This is a genomic window from Microcoleus sp. Pol12B4 (assembly GCF_036701385.1).
In the GTDB taxonomy this organism is placed as follows: Bacteria; Cyanobacteriota; Cyanobacteriia; order Cyanobacteriales; family Microcoleaceae; genus Microcoleus.
This window is the reverse complement of record NZ_JAUBQR010000010.1, coordinates 23650-44874: the sequence shown is the minus strand read 5'-3', so window position 1 is coordinate 44874 and position 21225 is coordinate 23650. Positions and strand designations below refer to the sequence as shown.

Sequence of the window (21225 nt, the reverse complement as noted above, 5' to 3'; positions counted from 1 at the left end):
ACTCAGGATTCCCCAGAGAAGCCCTGTACCAACCATCATTTAACGGCTGCATTTGTAATAAATCTTAACCAATTCGCTCATAATTTTAGTCTATCCTAGTAAATTAAGTAAGTGTAATTTAATAAATATGCAATTAAGTGAAAGAGCCAAGCAATTAATTCCCCAAGCGAGAATTGTCAGTTTTGCCACTTGGAAAAACTTATATTCAGAGGAAGTAATTGCAATTTTTCAAGATGCTGACAATCAAAGTCGATATCTCACAAATGAGGATTTAGAACGCATTAAAAATCTTCATCCTCATCTCTCTTTAATGCTAGAAAAAGCCAGATTATTGCGAGAGCAAGCTCCTAATATTGTTGCTGATGCGAGGAAAAAAGTATTAGCAGACTTTCCCGATATCACTGAGCCTGGTAATGATCTTTATCCTCCCGAACGTGCTGAAGCCTGTTGGCGAGATTTTTGGCAGTTCCTACGCTGTATCACCTATGGCATTGCAGGTAACAGTCCTCAATTTACTAGCCAAGAAGGACTCAGAAACATGGAGCTACTCTATCAAGAATTGCGGGTTCCTGTTTCGGCCATGCTCTGTGGACTAGAACAGTTGAAAAAAGTTAGTTTGCAGCAATTTGATTCTGAAGAGCGGGATTTATTGAGCCTCTCTTTTGACCATTTAATCACAGGCTTAAAAAATTTTAGTCAAGCTTAACCCACTAAAAAGTATCAGACTTATTACTATTTATTGTCTATAGCAGATTTTCTAAAGCAGCAGCAACAACTCGATGATTTGAGTCTTGCCGAAGTTGACTTAAAATTTCCTTAGCCTGCGGATCGTCGAAATGTTGCAAAGCAGATGCGACGTGCTGACGCATACCTTCAGATTCAGAATTAGCCAGCATTAATAACTGAGAAAGCGCAGCCGCTTCCTGAGTCGTTCCGGCTAATGTACCAAGTGCATCCACAGCCGCTTCCTGGGTGGTCATATCTTCGCCAGCTAAGCCTTCCATACAGACCTCAAAAAGTTCGTTTTCGCAGTCCATATCAACCAAAACCGCCAAAATACTACGACGAACTAACCAGTGGTCATCCTGAAAAAAAGTCGAGACTAAATGAGATGCAGCACATCGACCAAACAGCGAAAGAGAATTAGCAGCCTCAGCTCGCACATTCGGCGTATTATCAAATTTCATGATTTGGAGCAATGCGGCGAAGGATTCAGCGGTTTGTTGTGTCCCAAACGCCCTGCTGACAAAGGAACGTACTAAGAATTCCGGGTCATCGAGTTTGCCCTTGAGCAAGGGAACAGCAATCTCTGGTTGATAATCCTTGAGAGCCGCGACGGCCTTGAGTCGATACTGAAAATCAGGATTGTTCAGAGACGTTTCGATTTCGTGAATATCCATAACCACAACAAAGTATAATTTTTCCTTAATTGTAACCAAAAAGTTCCTAATTATGCAAATAATCAAAGATATTTTAATAATTAATAACCTGGGCGGTTGTTATAGCTAAGCTCTTTGATCAAATCGAGTCTGAAAACAGCCGTACTTGAACCAATATTGCCGCAGTTCATGATGAGGTGTATGCAAACTGGCTTTAGCCTGATAGAGAATCACTTGTCGATGATTTCCCATCCAAAGTCGTTTGGCTGGTTCAACAGAAATTAAGCACCCTCCTAGACTGTTAACACATTCCTCAAATCGCTCAACTGCTGGATAGTCTAAAGTTTCAAAAACTAGCAATTGACCGCAAAAAATTAGGTGACGACTTCTGATCCAAGCCTGAATTTTTTTACAAGCTATTGGGGGTAGCATTTTTCAGATCCTCAGCTTGAAAACTGAGTGATTTATTTTTATTTTCAAGTGTTACATAGAAGAAAAAGAGCGAATAATAAACTCGCTCTATAGAAAGCAGGAGATACCAAACTTCAATGAAGACAAAGGTGAGGTCTAGGTAAATTTAGCCAACTTCAGTAATACTGAGAATTTTGCCTCCCATTTTCTGAATATTTTTAATTTGCTTAGACATTTGAGCATAGCTGACTTCATAGCTGATATTGCTCACTCTGACCTTAGCACCACCAGACTTAGCAGCAGTAATCCGAAAACGTTTACCAGTTGTGCTAGATGTTCCACTGGTACCAATGCTAGAAAGTTTGATTTTCTGAGGCAGATTGCTCGCAACTGTAGCAATTAATTGAGCTTGATTACTGCTATCGCTAGTAGCTGCTCCTCCCAGCAAAGAAAGCATCCGATTAAACCCAACATTCTTGATACCAGTTTGGCTGCGAATGCTCCGAGGATAAGGGACAATATTCTCGCCAAAGTTCTTGCTGTAATCGTCACTATCGATATAAGAATCGATTTCGGCTTCATAGCCTTGACCGTTACAAATTTGGACGTACTCAGAAATCTCCGTCTGTTCTAAAGGAGCCCGACCAAGCAAATGTTTGCAGTTTAACTCAATGAACCGATAGGCAGAATTGGTGTTAAAAAATAGAGACTGATAGAGGTCGGATTTGGCTACTTGTCTGACAAATTCACGCACCGTAATATCACCATTGCGAAGCAAAGATTCAGCACTGGTGAGACGCTGACTTTCCATCAGGTGAGTATTTCCTAACACCTGTCGGTAAGCAGCACGAATAACGACTTGTAAATCGTCTTCCGTTGCATTGGATCGCAGTTCTACTAGGTCACTGACGAAAGCGGCTGTTAAACTGGACATGGTTTTTTCCTAATGTTAATTAAAGTTTGATTGAGAGTGTAAAAAAAAGTCACTGTTAGTTGAAATAGCTTGAAAGAGGCGAACACATCTGTTAATTAGGCAGAGAAAAACTATCTATTTCTATCGTTATCTATTTCATAATTGCGAGGGTGATAAGATAAAAATCGCGCTTGTTTCAGAAAGGGATAGAGAAGTAACTTTTTACTTCTCTACCCGCTAGTCACTCTATGCCTTAATCAACTTCTGTGATGCTGACAATTTTGCCACCTGCACGATGAATTCGCTGAATTTGCGGAGTCATATTCGCACCGGATACAAGATATTCAGTGTTACTTACTCGGCGAGGACTATCAAATTTAGACCCCTTGACTAAAATCTTGAAGGTCTTTTCGGTAGCATCTTTGTAAGCGCTGATCCGACCGCCTGTTGTTGGTAAAGTAATCTTGTTACCGCTATTGCCAGCCACAAAATCTACTAAGCGAGAACCGGTAAAAGCACTATCAACTCCTGCATAACCTTGATACAGGGAAAGGGTACGATTGTAACCAACTTGCTTTTGTCCGACTTGACTTTTTGCCCCTTGATAATAAGGAACTGTATTCTCGCCAAATTTTTCCTGATATTCTGGACTATCGAGATAAGAATCAATTTCTGCCTCGTAGCCTTCTTGCGTACACCGACAAATATGCTCAGAAAGTTCCTCTTGAGCTAAAGGAGCACGTCCCAACAAATGTTTGAAGTTTAGCTCGACAAAGCGGTAAGGAGCGCAGGATTCAAAATACCGACGGCGATAAAAGTCAGATTTAGCCACAGCGCGGACAAATTCTCGTACCGTTATCGTGCCATCGCACAACTTGGATTCTGCAATCGTCAGGCGTTCACTTTCCATGACATGGGGATTGCCCAATACTTGCTTGTAAACAGCGCGAATTACCGCCTGTTTATCATCGGAGCTGCTGGTAGGCCAAAGTTCTACTGGCGCATCTAAAACGACACTCATTGAGTTTCTCCTAAGAATAAATAACGCTTCAAAACAGAGAATTAGGGATTGTGAAAGACACGCTCAGGGAGATAATTCCCCAAGTCGTTAAGGCAGAAGTTTGAGCGGTTGTTAGTTGACAGCAGTGATGCTGGAAATTACGCCGCCTTGTTTGTGGATGCGTTGATATTCTTGCGAGAGCCTATCAAATGGTACGAGATAGGCTTGATTGCTAGAGCGAAATTTAGAAACTCGGTTCATCACAGTCGTTGCTGAAGAACGATATCCAGTCACAGTAATGCGATAAACTTTACCTTCTGCTGAGGCGCCTAATCCAGCACGAGTACGTGAATTGATACCAGACTCTTGGAATGCCCAACCATCTCCAACTGCACCACCTGAAGGGGGAACTATGGGTAGGGGGGTTTGCTGAATCACGAATTTATTCAGAACAGGGGTTTTTCCAGAAAGACTGCCCTTGAGGTCGCTACTGGAAGCTCCGCGCAAGAGAGCAAACATATGAGTAAACCCAACCATATTTTGTCCTGGCTGGGTTTTGTAGCCTCGGAAATAGGGAACGATATTTTCCCCGTAGGCATTTTGGTATTCATCACTGTCGAGGTAAGAATCAATTTCTGCCTCGAAGCCTTCAGTATCTAAAATTGTGCTATGTGCCCTCATTTCTTCTAAGCCATCAGGAGCCCGACCTAGAAGATGTTTGAAATTGAGTTCAATAAACCGATAGCGAGGACAAGTATCAAAAAAGCGAGAGCGGTAAGCGTCTGATTTTGCCAAAGCGCGGACAAATTCGCGCACACTGAATTCACCACTTTTGAATTGGGATTCAGGAATCGTCGCTCGTTCACTTTCCATGACGTAAGCATTACCCAAAACTTGCCGATAAACGGCATTAATAATGGTTTCTACTTCTTCTTGTGAACGTCCTGGAATTAGTTCTAAACGAGGTGTTTCTTCAAATAAACTGACTCCAAGTCGAGATGCAGGTCCAAAAACCATTTAAAAAATCTCCACGATTGTATTACATGAGAAACTACCATACTTAGAGGTTATATTAAAAAACTTTACATAACTTAACATAAAATCAGATCATGGAGCTTATTTGTACTACACAAAGAGGTTGAAATCTGGGTTCGGAGTCTTTTATTGCAATATTTTTTCTGTAGTACAAAATTAAAAGTTGTAATATATGGCCAATGTGACTTGAAATTATTAAGCCGATAAGTTATAAGATGTGAGGTAACTCAGTGGCAAAACTTTGACGCTTTTCAAACTGTAGAGAGCCAAAAGCCGACCCCCAAACCTGTTGATGGGTATTTACGTCCAGACCTTGATCGAGGCTCCTCCAAGTTGTTTCTGTAATCTCGACATCACTGACTAGGTAGGTAGAACAACCTCTTTTTTCGATGAGACAAAGGTTTCCAGGTTCCACACAGCCTCGAAACATTTCGCCGTCTCGTTTAAAAATCATGGAACAGTGATAACGTCGCTGCAGACTCTCTGGTTTAATAGTTTTGAGAATGCTTAACTCTCGTGCGGCTCCGGCGTACTGTATGGGGTCTTGGAGGCTATAATTTTCAATATAAATCTGATCTCCCTGGTCTATTAAGCGATGAACTCCCTGACGATAGGGAGTCCACATATCGTGATCGTAAACCTGTTCAGAGTAAAAGCCAATGGCATTGAAAAATTCAAAGGGTAAGGGACGAAAAAATATCCGAATATGGGCAAATTGTTGTGGGTTATTAAAAGATTGTTGATAGTTACTAAAATCCCCAGCCATCCACTGAGCTAAAGTCATTAAATCATTGCTTTTAACGGAATTCATAAGCTAAGAAAAAGATAGAAGAAAGTTGATTAATAGCAATTAGCAATTAACTAATTCCCTGAAAGCGAACGAATCTCTGAGGAAAATGACGCCGTTACTACCCCACTTCCTCCACTGGTTTTAATTAGGGAAACACGAAACCGTAAATTAGGATTAGCAAACCATATTTTTTCTTCCGCTGCGGCGTGTTCATAGCTAGTCAACAGCACAAAAGTTCCATCCTCTGTGATGTGATAGTCACCTGCTGCGGCAATAGTTTCAGCATAACCTTGATCTCGTAATAACTTACCCTGATTGGGTACATTTGGATCTGGGATTGGTACCAGAATACAACTCCCCTTAACCTCAGAATTCTCGTCCCAATCTGACTCACCCTCCCAACTCATTTGAAAAGGCATTACTGCTTGGGATGGGTCAACATTATACAATTGACAGAGTTCCATTACTGCCCGATCGCCCGGTGAGATAGCAACGATATCAATGACTGACTGCACAGCTTCAAAGTGTCTGAAAGTCAAATGATGGGCGCTGCGCTGGGATCGCCACCGTCCTAGAGAATTTTCAACAAACTGCTTAATATTGTTCATGAAAAACATTGTACAGGGGCAAGAGCCAAAATATTCTTGTCTTCAGAACTCCACTTTTTGCGACCCTGTTCACGAAAAAAAAGTGCTTTTAGCCACAAAAGTAACAAATTGTTACTTTGTTTCTCAGGAATGAGACAGAGGCAACACCCCAGAGATATATTCAAAACCATTAAGTTAGTCACCAAGTTGACCAACTAAGATCAGAAATAATTTTTCTAAGTTAAGGAGAACTCAATGCTTGACGCTTTTTCAAGAGCTGTAGTTGCAGCCGATGCCAGCACCTCCACCGTCGGTGATATTAGTGCCCTGAGAGCTTTCGTTGCCAACGGCAACCGACGCTTGGATGCTGTAAACGCGATCGCCAGCAATGCTAGCTGCATGGTTTCTGATGCTGTTGCCGGTATGATCTGCGAAAACCAAGGCTTGATTCAAGCTGGTGGTAACTGCTATCCTAACCGCCGCATGGCTGCTTGCTTGCGCGATGCAGAAATCATTTTGCGCTATGTAACCTACGCTTTGTTGGCTGGTGATGCTTCTGTTCTTGATGACCGTTGCTTGAATGGTTTGAAAGAAACCTACGCAGCTTTGGGCGTGCCCACCACCTCCACCGTGCGTGCCGTTCAAATCATGAAGGCTCAAGCCGCTGCTCACATCCAAGACAATCCTAGCGAAAAATTTGCTGGTGCTAAGCTCCGCAAAATGGGCAGTCCTGTAGTAGAAGATCGTTGTGCTAGCCTCGTTGCTGAAGCTTCCAGCTACTTCGATCGCATCATTTCTGCACTGAGCTAGTCCGTCGCTAATCGCAATTGGCTCAGCAAAATTGAAACTACGCTCACTGTCATCAAAATCACTTTAGGAGTTTTAGGAAATGAAATCAGTTCTCACCACAGCTATTGCCTCTGCTGATGCAGCAGGCCGCTTCCCTAGCACCTCAGATTTAGAATCCGTTCAAGGTTCTATCCAACGCTCTGCTGCTCGTTTAGAAGCTGCTGAAAAACTAGGAACCAACCTCGACGCAGTTGCTAAAGAAGCTTATGATGCTTGCATCAAAAAGTATCCTTACTTGAACGAATCCGGTCAAGCTAACTCCACCGATACTTTCAAAGCAAAATGCCATCGTGACATCAAGCACTACCTGCGCTTGGTGCAATACTGCTTAGTTGTTGGCGGCACAGGCCCTCTGGACGAATGGGGTATTGCTGGTCAACGCGAAGTTTATCGTGCTTTGGGCTTGCCTACTGCTCCTTACGTTGAAGCATTAAGCTTTGCTCGCAATCGCGGTTGCGCTCCTCGCGATATGTCCGCTCAAGCTTTGACTGAGTACAATGCTCTCCTCGACTACGCGATCAACTCCCTGTCCTAATTAATTGGCAGGTTTGTAATGTCGCAACTGGGTAGTTGATACCCCGACAAGTCTAGGAACTCTTGGCTCATTGCTTTACCAATTTTGGTGAGGTAAGGGTAAAGAATTCCTAGGCTTGTTATTGTATTTTAATAGGCATATCATATTATAGTTTTTGCAGACTGGTAATTTTATGGATAAACGCTTTTTTAGTTTTTTTAATTTAACGGAAGACCAGGCGATCGCCCTTTTAGATACGCCCCAAGCTGAAATCGGGGAAGAGGATTCCCGCTACATAGCTGCTTCCCACTTGATCAATTTCTCAACAGATCGATCGATCGCAGCACTGATGCGAGCAGTACAACAAACTGATCCGGTGCTGGAAAATCGGATTGTGCGCCGCAAATCGGTGGAAACATTAGGAAGACTGCAAGCTGTGCAAGCATTGCCGGTGATTCGCACCTGTCTGGCGGATGATGACTGCTACACGGTGGAAAATGCTGTTTGGGCGATCGGCGAAATTGGCACTCAAGATCCCGATATTTTAGCAGAAATTGCTCAATTGCTGGATAAACCGGGACAAACCTACCGGGTAATTATCCACACCCTGACTAAATTAGATTATCAGCCAGCCGTAGCCAGAATTCGCAGATTTGTCGATGATATTGACCCGCCGACTGCTAGTGCTTCGATCGCCGCAATTTGTCGCTTAACCCGAGACTTTTCTCAAATGGGAAAAGTTGTCGCGATGTTGCAACACAAAAATGTCCTTGGGCGCAGATTATCTATTCAGGATTTGATAGATGCGCGTTACTACGATGCAATTCCAAACATTGCCAGATGTCCGGTATCTTTAGTCTTTCGGCTCAGAGGAATTAGAATGTTAGCACAAGCAGGAATTGCCGACAATTCTCTGACCTTTGCTACCATTAAACCCCATTTGGAACAAACCTTAAGAGACTATCCAGGGGATTTAGATTTAGTGCATAGTTATGAAAAATTACCCGACTTACCGTTTTTGATTCGCCAATTATACGAAACAGATTTTGGACGTTGCTATTTAGCAGCTAAAACGATCCTTAAAAATTACTCAGAGGATGCACCAGCAGCCCTGTTTGCGACCTTTGCTGAAGAAGCAAATAATGACTATGGAGCGCATTTTCATGTGGTAAAATTGTTTGGTTGGTTAAAACATTCTCCAGCCTACGATTTGTTATTGGAAGCTTTGCATCACTCCCAACCCCAGTTTCAGAAATCCCGTGCAGGGGCGGCGATCGCCCTGGGGGAACTGGGAGAACAGCGTGCTATTCCAGAATTGAAAGCCTGTCTGGAAACTAAAATCTGGGATTTGAAGTATGCTGCATTAATGGCACTAGAAAAACTTGGTGATTTCACGGGTTATGAAATCGCTGCGGCCGACCCAGATTGGTTGGTTCGAGCTAAAGTAGATGCTCATACTTGTGTAACATCCGAACTATCTTAATAGGGCATAGGGCATAGGGCATAGGGCATAGGCCATAGAGCATAGGGCATAGGGCATACCTCACCACGCTTGAGAACCGCAATACAACTGTCAACTGTCAACTGCTATAAAACCACAAAAACCATGACAACAGATGCTTTGTTTGAACAACTAAAACACCCGAATCCTCATCTGCGCGATCGGGCAATGTTTGAAATTGCCGATTCCCGCGATGAAAATACAATTTCTCGACTGGTGAGCATTTTAGATGAAGAAGATGTCACCTATCGTCGGGCGGCAGTAAAAGCCTTGGGCGTGATTGGTGAAGATGCCGTGCCATCGGTGGTGGACGCATTGTTAAACAGTGATAATGTGACTGTGCGAGGGAGTGCGGCGAAGGTATTGGCACAAATTGCGATTAATTATCCAGAGTTGCCGTTTCCTGAAGCAGGCTTGCAGGGATTAAAAAAGGCGATCGACGATCCGAATCCTGTGGTTAATATTGCTTCTGTGATGGCTTTGGGGCAGATGGGTTCCTCTGCTTTTGAAATTTTGGTGGAGTCGCTGAATACAACGGATAATGTGGCGGTACAAGTGGCGATCGTGAATGCTCTTGCTTCTGTGGGCGATCGACGGTGTGTAGAAGTTCTCACAACATTTGCGAATGATGAATCCGTGGATTCTTATGTGCGGGAATCAGCGACAAGTTCTTTATCCCGGTTGGATTTGGTGATTAATTACAAGCGTGCAGATAGTTAGATTTAGTGAGATTTTTCGCACTACTCTTGAGCGCACACAGCACTTGCAGCCGACTAAGCTATGATAAAACTTTGGGCTTGGCCGATTCACGGTATGAATCAACTTTTCGCTTATAGCTATTGGGAAATCTTGAATTCATACTTTTATTCAGCAACGCCAGCTTTCAGAGTTAACAGGAGTTCATGTGGGAATGCAAGTTGAACCCTACGACCCTCGCCACCTTGATGCTGTTATTCGTCTTTCGCTTCGGGCATGGACCCCAGTCTTTGATTCGATTCAGAAAGCGATGAACGCTGATGTGTACCAGGCATTCTATCCCAATCATTGGCGTGTGAGCCAGCAAAAAGCTGTCGAGGATGTCTGTGCTGCGGAGGACACAAATGTATGGGTTGCGATCGATGCCGCTTATACTGTGGGCTTTGTGGCGGTGAAACTACACTCAGAGGACAGCATGGGTGAAATCTACATGGTTGCTGTCGATCCAGACTTTCAAGGTCGCGGCATTGGTAGTGCTTTGATAGAATTCGCTCTGGATTGGATGAAAGATGCGGGGATGTCTATTGCTATGGTTGAGACTGGGGGCGATCCCGGCCATGAAAGAGCCCGTCACACCTATGAAAAGGTGGGCTTCAAGCTATTCCCAGTGGCCAGATACTTCAAGAAGCTCTAAGTGCAGATGTGTTGATTTCGCTCGCGCATTGTATACTTCAACTTAATGCGAGCCCCCGCTCTTATGAGTGAAGTGGTAATTCAAATAGCCCCAAAGCTAGGCCGTAATTCCACTAAATTCAAATCGAAAACTCTACTTGTACACCGCTCGTGTAGCAGAAACGAGGAGCTCAGATGACTCTAAACCAACAAGGAATAGTCATGATGCCTCACGAAGGCGATGTTTTGACAGTTGCCGGTGATGCTGTCACGTTCAAGGCATTGGGGCAGAACACTCAGGGGCAATATGCGCTGATTGAGATTTTATGTAATCCTGATGTCGGTACGCCTCCCCATATTCATAGCCGTGAAGATGAAGCGTTTTACGTTCTTGAGGGTGAAGTCGAGTTTCGCTTAGATGACCAAACTATTTTGGCAACACCGGGTACGTTCTTACATTCTCCCAGGGGACAAAAACACAGTTTCAAAAATACTGGAACGGCGCGATCGCGAATGTTGTGTTGGATAACACCTGCTGGTTTGGAGATGTTTTTTGCTGAAGTTGGGAGACCTGTAGCCGATCCGCTCAATCCACCTGTGCCCGATCAAGCTGCGATCGATAAACTGCTAGCGACTGCACCCAAATATGGACTCACAATCTTACCCCCTGAAGCGTAAGTCCTTATAAGCTACAGGTTGTAATCAAATAAAGGCTAATCGTTGGAGATTCTAATTGGAACTGAAGAGAGATTGCGGGTACGACCAATCCTTGGACAGTGAAGTGTGAGTGCTAGATTCCCCGGTTGAAATCTAATTTCGCGATCGCATTCTATACCTCCAACTTAGTCCTGTAGAGAGACGAATGGAAATACCAATAACAACTACTCATCAGGTTTTGCTTTGTAAAGCCAATTTTTGATAGTCCTGTCGAATAGGAATCTGAATGATGAACTCTGCCCCCTCACCGGGATGAGAAACACACTTCAACTGTCCGCGGTGTTTTTCTACCACAATCTGGTAGCTGATTGACAGCCCCAGACCCGTGCCCTTCCCTACGGGTTTCGTCGTGAAGAACGGGTCGAACAGCCGTCGATTCACTTCCTCTGTCATACCGCGGCCATTGTCGCAAATGCGAATCACAACAAATTGGGGAGCTTTCCTGGCCAGGGCGAGGTTGGGGGAATCCACCTCAGCCGAAGAATCTGTAGAGCTTTCCGCAAGGGGGGGATTGGAAATCGGGGATTTTTCTTCCCCATACCCTACTGAGGTGCGGATTGCGATCGTGCGCGGTCCCCTTTGGTCATTGAGAGTGTCAATCGCATTTGCCAGTAAATTTACAAACACCTGGTTCAGTTGGCCGGCATAGCACTCCACCAGCGGCAGCGGGCCGTAGTCTTTAATGATTTGAATGGCAGACTGGTCTAATTTGGCTTGCAGTCGGTGCTGCAAAATCAGTAGGGTGTTATCGATGCCCTCATGGATATCGACCTCTTTCATTTCCGCTTCATCCAGTCGCGAGAAGTTTCGCAGGGAGAGGACAATTTCGCGAATTCGGTCTGCCCCCACCTTCATCGAATCCAGCACTTTGGGTAAGTCTTCCATCAAGAAATCTAATTCGATTGCCTCAATATCCTCAACAATCGCTGCTGTGGGATGGGGGTATTGTTCTTGATAGAGTTTCACCAGTCCTAGTATGTCTTCACTGTAAGTCTTGACGTGAGTCAGGTTGCCATATATGAAGTTAATCGGGTTATTGATTTCGTGCGCCACCCCTGCCACCATCTGTCCGAGGGAGGACATTTTCTCAGTCTGAATTAGCTGGGTCTGGGTGCGCTTGAGTTCTTGGAAAGAAAGCTCTAGTTGTTCGGCTTGTTTTTTTAATTGCGCTTCTGATATTCGCAGAGCTTGCTCTATCTGCACGCGATCGCGAACTTCCTGGCTCAGGAGCAGATTTTTTGCGTTTAATTCCTGCGTCCTCTCTTCCACTTTATGTTCTAAAGTCCGGCTGTAATCTTCTAATTGCTCATTGGCTTGTTTCAGGTTGTCCGTCGCCTCAGACAAATTGGCATAGAGTCGCGCATTTTCCAGGGAAATCGCCGCTTGAGAACAAAGCACGGTTAAAACTTCCAGGCGATCGGGAGTAAACGCGCTCGTTGTCAGATTATTTTCCAAGTAAAGCAGACCAATGAGCTTTCCTTTATGGACGATCGGCATACATAAAACTGACTTGGGTTGGGCGTTAACTATATAGCTATCCGTGGTAAAAATTCCCTCCTGACTCGCATCATTTAAAACCACATTCTTCTGAGTTCTAGCCACATAATTGAGGAGAGAAAAGGGCAATTTATGGCTCGTTTCTATTGGTGTCGATTGCAGCACCACTACCTCATTATTACCTATGCTTGCCGTTCCTTCTACCACCAGTTGACCATCTTTTTCTAAAATTAAGTAGCTTTTTTCAGCCCCAGCATTCTCAATCGCAATTTCCAATAACTTAGAAAGCAGACTTTCCAGAACAATTTCGCCAGAAATAGCTTGAGAAGATTTCATCACAGAGGCGAAATCCAGTGCTGCAAAACTCCCCGTAGTCGTCGAGCACGTCGTCCGGGATACGTCGAAGCTGGGGGCTTCTTTAGTCAGTATTCGCGAGAAGAATTCAGGATATTCTTCTGATAAATCCTGCACTTTTGTTTTCGCTCCCCAGCGAATATAGCCATAGTAAGCATCTGTCAAATAAATCTCCGCTATCTTCTCCCGGCCGCGAGAGAAATAAAACTCGGCTGCCCGTTCATTAGCTAGGGCTTCTTCCTGAATGTATCCCTGTTGTCTGGCTCCTTGAATGCTGGCGTCATAATACTCCATCGCTTTTCCTATTTTTCCCAATACCCGTGCTTTCTCTGCCTCCACTAACTCGTACTTATGCTGGAAGTTAGACGGGGCATGAAATGCCCATTTCTGCATTTTTTCTTGATTAGCTTCAACTAAGCTGATGTATTGTTGTTGTTCGGCGTGTGAAGCTTGAGGATAAACAGCGAGTAGAGCGAGGGAATAATAGAAGTTGTGAGGAGCAGAAACTACCATTCCAATCACGCTGGCTGCGTGCTCTGCAGCTAAACTGGCGTTGGCAACGGCATTCTTTGGTTCTTTAAATAGATAGAAGAGAATGGTCTTGGCTAGATAAGTAATAAACAGCAAAATTCTATTGTTAGTTTCAATAAAAACAGGCAACATTTGTGTTTCATTAAAACTTTTGCCTACCAACTGACATTTGGCCTCAGATTCATTTTGAAGATTTAGCGTCAATTGGTGAAATATCTGGATGTAATAGATAGAATAATCTTGTTTTAGTTTGAGCGCTAAATCAAGATATTGCTCTTGTGCCTCTTCTACAAGGTCTAATTGTTCACCCGTTAAAAATATGCTCGCACAATAGACAGTAACACAATAACCTGCATATTCTATATCTCCAGTTTCCAGTCCACTTTGAAACGCTGATAGTAAGGGGAGCAAAGCTTTTTTAGCTGGCTCTTTCCAGTGTATAACTATGCCATAAAATAATTGATTAACTTTACATTTAAGGGAGTTGGCATTAAATTTATTCAACAACTTTAATGCCAATTTACCAGACTGATACCCGGCATCTATATCCCCTATTACCGAGCACAGTATTACACTATAAAAAGCATACGCAAAAGCAGCAAAGGGCGAATGACCATACTCCATGCAGATTTTAACCAAAGTCACTGCAAGTGGGAGCAAAATTGCAGGTTTAGCAGTAAGAACAGGAGAAATAAGAGAAGTCAGTATACTTAAAGCTGCTATTTTGTAAGGGTCTGTCATCTCTGGGATATTGTCTAAGTCTGCGATATCTGGCAACTCAACCAGAAAACCCCCGTTACCCTCGTCATTTGACAAGGAAACACCCAGCATATCCAGCACTTGCAGTCCAGTATCTATGGCTTTTAACATCTGATTTTGGGCCATATAATACTGGATTTGTAGCTCGTATACTTTCACTTTTTCGAGCAGGGTGCTAGCTTGTTGCAGAACAACTTCAGCAATTCTTGCTGACTTTTCGTAATTGGTATTAATATATTCTGCTTCCACCGCTTCTACATAGAGTGCTAGTGTCAGATCGTAGTTACTCTGCCAACTGTTTTCTGCCAAGAGTTCTAACCCTACTCTTAGTTGCGTGACAGCAGCTTCATAAGCTGACGCTGCTTTGGCTTTTCGACCAGCTATTAAATTTAATCCGGCTAGACGATCTTTTTCTGCCTGCTCCGTGATGAAGTCAGCCCCAACATTTAACTGATTGACAATCTCAAAAATATTTTCTTCAATCTCGTCTGCTGGAGTATGCTCCAGTAGCAGTTCACCAATTTTTAGGTGGGTCTGTTGTTTCTGAGATTCTGGAATAAGAGAATACGCCGCTTGCTGCACCCGGTCATGGAGAAATTTGTAAGCGATAGGCGCGTGATGACTGTAAGGCAAAGGACCAGGTGAGCATGATAGCAGAGGAGAATCTGGAGATCTTCTCTCCTTTACTTCCCTGCTCATTTCATCGGAGGTAAAAACGAGAGGGATTTTGTAGGCTTCGCTCAGGGGCAAAACCAAGCCAGCCTGAAGTGCTTCCCACAAATCAGCCGCCGTTTCTGACTGAGATTTTTCATTGACAATAGCCAGAACGTCTAAATTAAACTTGTCTCCAATACAGGCGGCTAATTTTAAGACCTCCTGCGTCTCCTCCGGGAGTTTTTGAATATTTCTGGCAATCAGTTCGACGACATTATAATCCGTGATGCCTACTGCTTGAATTTGGTTCAATGACCAATGCCAGCACCCAGCACTGAATTCAAAGGTCAATAGCTTTTCTTGATGCAGAGTAGCGAACATCTGAGTCAAGAAGAAAGGATTCCCCTGAGTTTTATTGAAAAGTAGCTCGGCCAATTCAGAAACCCGGTTTCTCGGCGCGGAAGACTCATTCAGGGTATCCGCTACCAGCAAGCTGACGTTGCCAATATCCAAAGGACGGAGGGTGATATTATTTACAACCGCTCCATTCTTTTGAATCTCCTCCAACGTCAGCATCAACGGATGCCTGGGACTAACTTCGTTATCTCGATAGGCTCCCATCAGCAGTAAATATTGGCTGTCAGGGTCACAAATCAGCAGATGAATCAACTTGAGCGATGCGGAATCTGCCCACTGTAAGTCATCCAAAAAGACAACGAGCGGGTGTGAGGGTTTAGTAAATACATGAATGAATTCTTTAAACACGCGATTAAAGCGATTCTCGGATTCAGATGGCCCCAATTGCGGAACAGCTCTTTGAGGGCCGACAATCAGTTCTACTTCGGGAATGACATCTACTATGACTTGGCCATTGGAGCCTAATGCTTCTAAAATTTGCTGTTTCCAAATGGCTAGTTTTTCCGAACTTTCTGTTAACAGATGTCGCATCAATCCGGCGAAAGCTTGAATCAAAGAAGCATAAGGAATATTGCGCTTTAATTGGTCAAATTTACCAGATATAAAATAGCCGCGCTGGCGGAGAATGGGTTTTTGAACTTCATTCACTAAAGAAGATTTGCCAATCCCTGAGTAACCGCTCACTAGCATCATTTCGCTGTTTCCGCCGGAGACTCGCTCAAAGGCTTCCATCAAAGTGGCTACTTCTTGCTCGCGACCATAGAGCTTTTGCGGGATGAGAAATTGTCCAAATTTATCCCTCTTACCGATTGAGAAGTTGCCAATTTTCCCATGGGTTTGCAGTTGATGACGGCAGGTTTCTAGGTCAGCTTTTAGTCCCAGAGCGCTTTGGTATCTGTCTTCAGCGGTTTTGGCTAATAATTTCATTACGATGTCAGAAATCGCTTCTGGAATCTCACCGATTTGCTGATGGGGTGGCACTGGTCTTTTAGCGATATGGCAGTGAATTAATTCCAGGGGGTCGGTAGCTTGATGGGGCAGCTTTCCAGTCAGAATTTCATAAAAGGTGACACCTAATGAGTAAAAGTCGGTGCGGTAGTCAATTGAGCGATTCATCCGCCCGGTTTGCTCTGGAGACATATAGGCGAGGGTGCCTTCTAGCAAGTTGGGATTGCTGAGGCTCTGGTTTTCTCGCTCTAGGTACGTGGAAATGCTAAAATCTATAATTTTAATTTGAGCTGTTTTGGAGTTGATAATGATATTCTGCGGTTTAATATCTTTATGGATAATCTTATTTTCATGCAGATGAGCTACGGTCTCTGCCAGATGAATTGCCAGACTTAGAAATTCGCTTATTTCAAGGTGTTTAGCTGCGATTAGGTTTTTCAGAGATTTCCCCCCAAAATCTTCTAATATCAGCGCCAGACCGTTATTATGCTTTTCCAAAGAGTGAGCTTTGACAATCCCTGTCATGTCGAGAGTTTTGAGGATTTTATATTCATGTCTCAACCGCGCGATTTCTTCTATTGTGGGATACTCGGCTTTGAGGGTTTTTACTATAACCTGAGTTGGCTCGGACTCCCGAACCCCCCGATAAATAACTGTATTGACACCTTCATGAAGGGGCAACGATAAGAGTTTGTAACCGGGCAGCGTGGTTTTCATATTTTTTTTTTCGATGAGTCCGATTATTCAGGCATGGAATTGATATATGGGAACCTGAGACAGCTATGTTCGATCGCCTGTTGGGAAAACTTAAACGAGCAGAGCATCAGCTTGTTAGCAAGTGGCAATATTTTCTCCGCTCATTCAAGGCTAAAGTGCATGATGGTCTAATGTTTAACTATAATACCTGTGCTGGAGTTGGAAAACCAAGAATTGGTGCTTGTCCCAGCGCATCCAGATAAATTATGCGATCGCACTACCTAAAGCATATGTTTAAAGTTCTCTGGGCGTACTCGGCCCAGACGCTTCAAGTTTTTTGAAACTTTAGATTTTTTACATCCCAGTAGCTGATTATGTGTCTGAGCCTGAATTATTCTAACTTAGGATTATATATCCTACTACAACATATTTGCAGTAATTCGACCGGGTGCGATCATTGATTTTAACAGTGTACAGGTCGCGATCGCCTTGCCTGCTTTTTTAAGAGGTCTATCGTAAGAGTGTGCTAGCCAGAAATTAGTTACTTGAGCGTCCGATCATCGCTAAGTTGAATACCTAGTCTGTAAGTGAGCAAGACGCGATTATGGAATAAGTTAAAGGTGATCCCAGATCGGAACCAGCAAATACTCGTTCTCCCGACGCTGTTGCCAAACTTGCAGTGCTACTGACTATGTATCACGCAGATAAAACCCAACAACTCGCTCCAGAAACCTGGTGAATTCTCGTAATACAGGTTACTTCCGTACCAGTATCAAAAATTACCAAAAATGGAATGTATGTAAATAATCTTTGTGAGTCGTGGAGAAGTCCCGCGTCGTGCGAAACATTTGTATGAAAGCAGCCTCCACCCCAAAAGTGACTTAGAAGAAAATGTTGGCAAGATGGTCATCATTGATAAAAAAACAGGCGGCTATAAAGTTGATAAAAATGGTTTACACGCTGCGGATTATGTGAGTGCGAAATATCCAAATTCTATACTTTTGGAGAGCCGTATTGGATCTACTAACATTGGTGGATCTCTAGCTGGTGTCATGGAGCGTCTATCTAAATAATTTGACGTAGAGTGGTTGATAGATGCTAAACTTAGTTTGATTCGATTGTGCTTGTAATTCAAGCTGTTTAAGTTTAACGTTATCAGAACTTTCAGTCCGGTCGATCGGAAGAGCATGAGACTGGTTTGTCTGTAGCCTATATTACGGATTTTTAAGAGAGCGAATTCTCCAGGATAAACTTTAGATGAGCTACAAACAAACCTACGTGAAGCGAGCGAAATGTTGTTGAGAAATCAGAATTCAGCCTTAAGCTGTCGCGCATTTAAATTGTATACTCAGGGCGGGAGAGATGACCCAATCTTAATCCCCACAAGACTTTGGTTCTTTTGAGAGACAATTTAAATGCCACCACAGATTTAATCGATTTTCTATTCAGTACGATCGCCCTTTTAGTCTTTACCCTTAATTCTTCTAGTTGCTCTAGTTGCTAGAGTAACAGCAAATACTAACCGGACTGCAACTCATACTAAAAACCATCGAAGGCATTTGCATCACTTGCTAAATTATCCTATGATGGTGCATCATGATCTTGATGATTGTTTCATTATTATAAGTAAGCTAATATGCGCTCACTTGTCTTGACTCTAGCTCTCATATGCTTAGCTACCCCCGCTGTTGCCACAACCTGTGAGGAAAGCTTTCAAAAAAAGGGGGACTTTTTGAATGGTGCCGCCTTTTCTGCACGTATTCAGGTTGAGGGGCTATCGATAGAGAGAGCATTTTCCCAATTACGACCCATTTTGGCCCGCGAAGGCATCAAGACTCTCAGCACGGATCTGAACTTAGGTGTAATGAAAGCCGAAAATCCCGCCACAGCATTTCAGCGTGCTTTGCCAATTGATGTATTTGCCTCAATGGACGGAAATCTATTAAATGTTGAGATGATCTTTACCCTTCCCAGCGGGGTGGGTGCAAGTAAAGACACGGTGAAGGGATACTTGTGTGGTGCACTAAATCAATTGCTGCCCCAGACTACAAAGTAATATTTAATCATTCATTTGATGAATGGTAGTTTCCCACACTCGATCGCACAACCCCATACTTCAAAATTACCTGGGGGCGATCGCTCTTTAATGCGGTGCGATCGCTCTCTGAGTTTCTAGCCTTATTGTCCTATGGATAGTGTGATATTGGTTTGGGCGCTCGAAGTGTTAGACAGCAACTACAGTATAATTAATACTTATACGCTCTAAGTTATTTGTTGAAGCGTAGTTGTAAGCTTACTGGTGGTTAATCAAGATTTATGAGCTATTCAGAAGCATTTTCACCCAACTACATTACGGCACGAGAGCGATTTCGAGCAGCATCTTCATCTGTGGGTTATCAGCACACTGCCTATCCAATCGATCAGGTTAGTCCAACTGGTGAAGAATTAACTATTGATGTGGCTATCGGTGGTTCTTCCAACCCACGACGATGTGTAGTTATTTCTAGTGGCTTGCATGGAGTCGAAGGCTTTTTGGGTTCTGCAATTCAACTTACCTTGTTAGAAAATCACCAACTTCTCAAATCGTTGTCACCTGATTTTAAGGTTATATTTATTCATGCTCTGAATCCTTATGGTTTTGCATGGCGACGACGTTGGAATGAAAACAACATAGACTTAAACCGTAACTTTTTATTATCTGAAGAAGTTTTTGATAGCAGCCCAAAGGATTATCCTAAATTCAATTCCTTTCTAAATCCAAAGTCGTCGCCATCACGCTTTGAACCTTATATTTTTCAATCTCTCTGGCTGATTTTGAGATATGGAATGACGAGTTTGAAGAACACTTTTCCTGTAGGGCAATACGATTTTCCAAAGGGGCTGTTTTTTGGCGGTCATGCTCCATCCAAAACTCAAGAGATTCTAGCTAGCAATTTGCCCCAATGGATTGGTAATGCTTCTGAGGTAGTGCATATTGATTTCCACACAGGTTTAGGACGCTGGGGAACTTATAAGCTTTTGTTTGACGGCTCTGCAACATCAGAATCTTGTTCAAGACTAGCTCAACGATTTGGAGCAGAAACAATAGAACCGAACAATACAGAAGGTGTGTCATATCCAATTCGCGGTGGATTAAAAACTTGGTGCCAAGCTCTTCTAGCAGAGTGTCGCTATGATTTACTAACTGCAGAATTTGGCACTTACTCAACGATTAAAGTCTTGAAGGCATTGCGGGCGGAGAATCGTGCTTACTGGTGGGGTAAGTCAGACCAGAACTATGAATGGACAAAAAACCAGTTGGTAGAAATGTTTGCACCCAGATCTCGCAAGTGGCGAGAACAATGCTTAACTCAAGGACTTGATGTTTGTAAACGAGCGTTGATGGACTGAAGGAGTTGCGACGGTAAGCGATCGCAATACTCAATACATTAAAAATACCAGTAGATCGATCGCCCTTCAATTCAATGCGATCGCTCTCAGGGTTTATAGCGTTAAGTTTATTGGTGGGTGTTCTGCATCAAGTTGGATGGAGAGCTTTTTACATTTGGCAAATTATATTTGGTCGCTGAAAGCTGTGCAACCATTTCTGCACGAGACGAAACCTCAAGCTTACGGAACATTCGCTTCAAAGCTTGCTTCACTGAGTTCTCAGTAATCCAAAGTTCCCTCCCGATTCCTGCGTTGGTTCGCCCTAAAGCAACCAATTCGGCAATTTGCAATTCACGAGGGGTTAGGCCTGAGCTCTTGAAAGGTTGGTGTTGCGATGCCCTACGGGATAGCTTCGCTTCGCGCACTGTTGCAGCCCAAACAGACAAATGCAAACAGATCGCACTCAAATCCGCTAGATTTTGTGTATCAAAGGCGGGCATTGACCGATCGCGCGTACAACCCACTACACCCATTAATTGACCGCGACTGACAATCGGCCCCGCCATCACGTGCCAATGATCGGGGCGGGGACAAATTATTGTCCAAACCTTGGGTGATGATGTCACTAATGCTTCATGGACAGGAGCATGGCGCTCCACTAAATAACGTGCAACAGGATTATGTTCGATCGATAGCGCAACTTTCAATGTTTTCTGAAAATTGCTATCTGCTAAAGGAAGTCGATCGAAGAAAAAGATTCCAGATCGTTTAGCTGCAAAATACTCACCGATTTTGGGCACGATTTGCGATCGCAGCTCTTGTTCATCCTTCACCTGGTCGATCGCTTCAAATAAAATCTGCAAGGGACTTGTCATGCTCATGGTGTCAAAAAGAGTACCCGATCGAGGTCTAGAAGCATTGCAATACTCGAATTAT

At 43.5% G+C, this 21225-nt stretch carries 18 protein-coding genes; 10 read left to right on the top strand and 8 right to left on the bottom strand.

The features are described 5' to 3' along the window. The first annotated feature begins 127 nt into the window (after positions 1 to 127). Positions 128 to 706, top strand: coding sequence for a phycobilisome protein (locus tag QUA38_RS02955; RefSeq protein WP_333159046.1), 579 nt, complete (start codon positions 128 to 130; stop codon positions 704 to 706). Between the two features lie 37 nt (positions 707 to 743). Here the strand turns inward: QUA38_RS02955 and QUA38_RS02950 are convergent, their stop codons facing one another. The 6 genes from QUA38_RS02950 to QUA38_RS02925 form a co-directional block, all read right to left on the bottom strand. Next, positions 744 to 1400 carry a HEAT repeat domain-containing protein gene (locus QUA38_RS02950; RefSeq protein ID WP_333159043.1) on the bottom strand — a complete coding sequence of 219 codons (657 nt, stop codon included), beginning with the start codon at positions 1398 to 1400 and terminating at the stop codon, positions 744 to 746. A 556-nt stretch (positions 1401 to 1956) separates the two neighbouring features. Further along, a complete protein-coding gene (locus tag QUA38_RS02945) occupies positions 1957 to 2724 on the bottom strand; it encodes a phycobilisome rod-core linker polypeptide (RefSeq protein ID WP_333159041.1) in 768 nt (255 codons plus the stop codon). A gap of 232 nt (positions 2725 to 2956) precedes the next feature. After that, positions 2957 to 3724 (bottom strand): phycobilisome rod-core linker polypeptide, encoded by a 768-nt coding sequence (locus tag QUA38_RS02940; protein ID WP_333159039.1) that lies wholly within the window; start codon positions 3722 to 3724, stop codon positions 2957 to 2959. A 111-nt stretch (positions 3725 to 3835) separates the two neighbouring features. Continuing rightward, positions 3836 to 4720 (bottom strand): phycobilisome linker polypeptide, encoded by an 885-nt coding sequence (locus QUA38_RS02935; RefSeq protein ID WP_333067113.1) that lies wholly within the window; start codon positions 4718 to 4720, stop codon positions 3836 to 3838. A 226-nt stretch (positions 4721 to 4946) separates the two neighbouring features. Then, on the bottom strand, positions 4947 to 5549 hold the full coding sequence (locus tag QUA38_RS02930; protein ID WP_333159037.1) for a chromophore lyase CpcT/CpeT: 603 nt from the start codon (positions 5547 to 5549) through the stop codon (positions 4947 to 4949). A 50-nt stretch (positions 5550 to 5599) separates the two neighbouring features. After that, the gene (locus QUA38_RS02925) at positions 5600 to 6136 is read right to left on the bottom strand and encodes a phycobiliprotein lyase (RefSeq protein WP_333159036.1); all 537 of its coding nucleotides are present in this window, start codon (positions 6134 to 6136) and stop codon (positions 5600 to 5602) included. Between the two features lie 234 nt (positions 6137 to 6370). Here QUA38_RS02925 and cpeB point away from each other — a divergent pair, with 234 nt between their 5' ends. From cpeB to QUA38_RS02895, 6 genes are all read left to right on the top strand, one after another. Then, complete coding sequence (gene cpeB, locus QUA38_RS02920; RefSeq protein WP_333067110.1) at positions 6371 to 6925, top strand: C-phycoerythrin subunit beta; 555 nt, start codon at positions 6371 to 6373, stop codon at positions 6923 to 6925. A 79-nt stretch (positions 6926 to 7004) separates the two neighbouring features. Next, positions 7005 to 7499, top strand: coding sequence for a bleomycin hydrolase (locus QUA38_RS02915; protein WP_333159034.1), 495 nt, complete (start codon positions 7005 to 7007; stop codon positions 7497 to 7499). A 172-nt stretch (positions 7500 to 7671) separates the two neighbouring features. Continuing rightward, positions 7672 to 8961 (top strand): HEAT repeat domain-containing protein, encoded by a 1290-nt coding sequence (locus QUA38_RS02910; RefSeq protein ID WP_333159032.1) that lies wholly within the window; start codon positions 7672 to 7674, stop codon positions 8959 to 8961. Between the two features lie 123 nt (positions 8962 to 9084). Then, a complete protein-coding gene (locus QUA38_RS02905; protein WP_333159030.1) occupies positions 9085 to 9699 on the top strand; it encodes a HEAT repeat domain-containing protein in 615 nt (204 codons plus the stop codon). A gap of 190 nt (positions 9700 to 9889) precedes the next feature. Next, positions 9890 to 10369 (top strand): GNAT family N-acetyltransferase, encoded by a 480-nt coding sequence (locus QUA38_RS02900; RefSeq protein WP_333159028.1) that lies wholly within the window; start codon positions 9890 to 9892, stop codon positions 10367 to 10369. Between the two features lie 173 nt (positions 10370 to 10542). After that, positions 10543 to 11025 carry a quercetin 2,3-dioxygenase gene (locus tag QUA38_RS02895; RefSeq protein WP_333159026.1) on the top strand — a complete coding sequence of 161 codons (483 nt, stop codon included), beginning with the start codon at positions 10543 to 10545 and terminating at the stop codon, positions 11023 to 11025. 210 nt (positions 11026 to 11235) lie between these two features. Here QUA38_RS02895 and QUA38_RS02890 read toward each other — a convergent pair whose 3' ends face one another. Then, positions 11236 to 16941 carry an AAA family ATPase gene (locus QUA38_RS02890; protein ID WP_333159024.1) on the bottom strand — a complete coding sequence of 1902 codons (5706 nt, stop codon included), beginning with the start codon at positions 16939 to 16941 and terminating at the stop codon, positions 11236 to 11238. A gap of 791 nt (positions 16942 to 17732) precedes the next feature. On the opposite strand from QUA38_RS02890, the gene QUA38_RS02885 reads away from it, so the two are divergent. The 3 genes from QUA38_RS02885 to QUA38_RS02875 all read left to right on the top strand — a co-directional run bounded on the left by QUA38_RS02885 (position 17733) and on the right by QUA38_RS02875 (position 20310). Continuing rightward, entirely contained in the window at positions 17733 to 17993 is a 261-nt protein-coding gene (locus tag QUA38_RS02885; protein WP_333159022.1) for a hypothetical protein, read from the top strand. A gap of 659 nt (positions 17994 to 18652) precedes the next feature. Further along, positions 18653 to 18976, top strand: coding sequence for a hypothetical protein (locus tag QUA38_RS02880; protein ID WP_333159019.1), 324 nt, complete (start codon positions 18653 to 18655; stop codon positions 18974 to 18976). A 260-nt stretch (positions 18977 to 19236) separates the two neighbouring features. Beyond that, entirely contained in the window at positions 19237 to 20310 is a 1074-nt protein-coding gene (locus tag QUA38_RS02875; RefSeq protein ID WP_333159017.1) for a M14 family metallopeptidase, read from the top strand. A gap of 107 nt (positions 20311 to 20417) precedes the next feature. Here QUA38_RS02875 and QUA38_RS02870 read toward each other — a convergent pair whose 3' ends face one another. Beyond that, positions 20418 to 21164 carry a LuxR C-terminal-related transcriptional regulator gene (locus QUA38_RS02870; protein ID WP_333159014.1) on the bottom strand — a complete coding sequence of 249 codons (747 nt, stop codon included), beginning with the start codon at positions 21162 to 21164 and terminating at the stop codon, positions 20418 to 20420. Positions 21165 to 21225 lie beyond the last annotated feature (61 nt).

Bases quoted from the DNA above. Each gene is read 5' to 3' on its own strand.
- QUA38_RS02955 (WP_333159046.1), top strand. From the start codon at position 128: ATGCAATTAAGTGAAAGAGCCAAGCAATTAATTCCCCAAGCGAGAATT.
- QUA38_RS02950 (WP_333159043.1), bottom strand. From the start codon at position 1,400: ATGGATATTCACGAAATCGAAACGTCTCTGAACAATCCTGATTTTCAG.
- QUA38_RS02945 (WP_333159041.1), bottom strand. From the start codon at position 2,724: ATGTCCAGTTTAACAGCCGCTTTCGTCAGTGACCTAGTAGAACTGCGA.
- QUA38_RS02940 (WP_333159039.1), bottom strand. From the start codon at position 3,724: ATGAGTGTCGTTTTAGATGCGCCAGTAGAACTTTGGCCTACCAGCAGC.
- QUA38_RS02935 (WP_333067113.1), bottom strand. From the start codon at position 4,720: ATGGTTTTTGGACCTGCATCTCGACTTGGAGTCAGTTTATTTGAAGAA.
- QUA38_RS02930 (WP_333159037.1), bottom strand. From the start codon at position 5,549: ATGAATTCCGTTAAAAGCAATGATTTAATGACTTTAGCTCAGTGGATG.
- QUA38_RS02925 (WP_333159036.1), bottom strand. From the start codon at position 6,136: ATGAACAATATTAAGCAGTTTGTTGAAAATTCTCTAGGACGGTGGCGA.
- cpeB (WP_333067110.1), top strand. From the start codon at position 6,371: ATGCTTGACGCTTTTTCAAGAGCTGTAGTTGCAGCCGATGCCAGCACC.
- QUA38_RS02915 (WP_333159034.1), top strand. From the start codon at position 7,005: ATGAAATCAGTTCTCACCACAGCTATTGCCTCTGCTGATGCAGCAGGC.
- QUA38_RS02910 (WP_333159032.1), top strand. From the start codon at position 7,672: ATGGATAAACGCTTTTTTAGTTTTTTTAATTTAACGGAAGACCAGGCG.
- QUA38_RS02905 (WP_333159030.1), top strand. From the start codon at position 9,085: ATGACAACAGATGCTTTGTTTGAACAACTAAAACACCCGAATCCTCAT.
- QUA38_RS02900 (WP_333159028.1), top strand. From the start codon at position 9,890: ATGCAAGTTGAACCCTACGACCCTCGCCACCTTGATGCTGTTATTCGT.
- QUA38_RS02895 (WP_333159026.1), top strand. From the start codon at position 10,543: ATGACTCTAAACCAACAAGGAATAGTCATGATGCCTCACGAAGGCGAT.
- QUA38_RS02890 (WP_333159024.1), bottom strand. From the start codon at position 16,941: ATGAAAACCACGCTGCCCGGTTACAAACTCTTATCGTTGCCCCTTCAT.
- QUA38_RS02875 (WP_333159017.1), top strand. From the start codon at position 19,237: ATGAGCTATTCAGAAGCATTTTCACCCAACTACATTACGGCACGAGAG.
- QUA38_RS02870 (WP_333159014.1), bottom strand. From the start codon at position 21,164: ATGACAAGTCCCTTGCAGATTTTATTTGAAGCGATCGACCAGGTGAAG.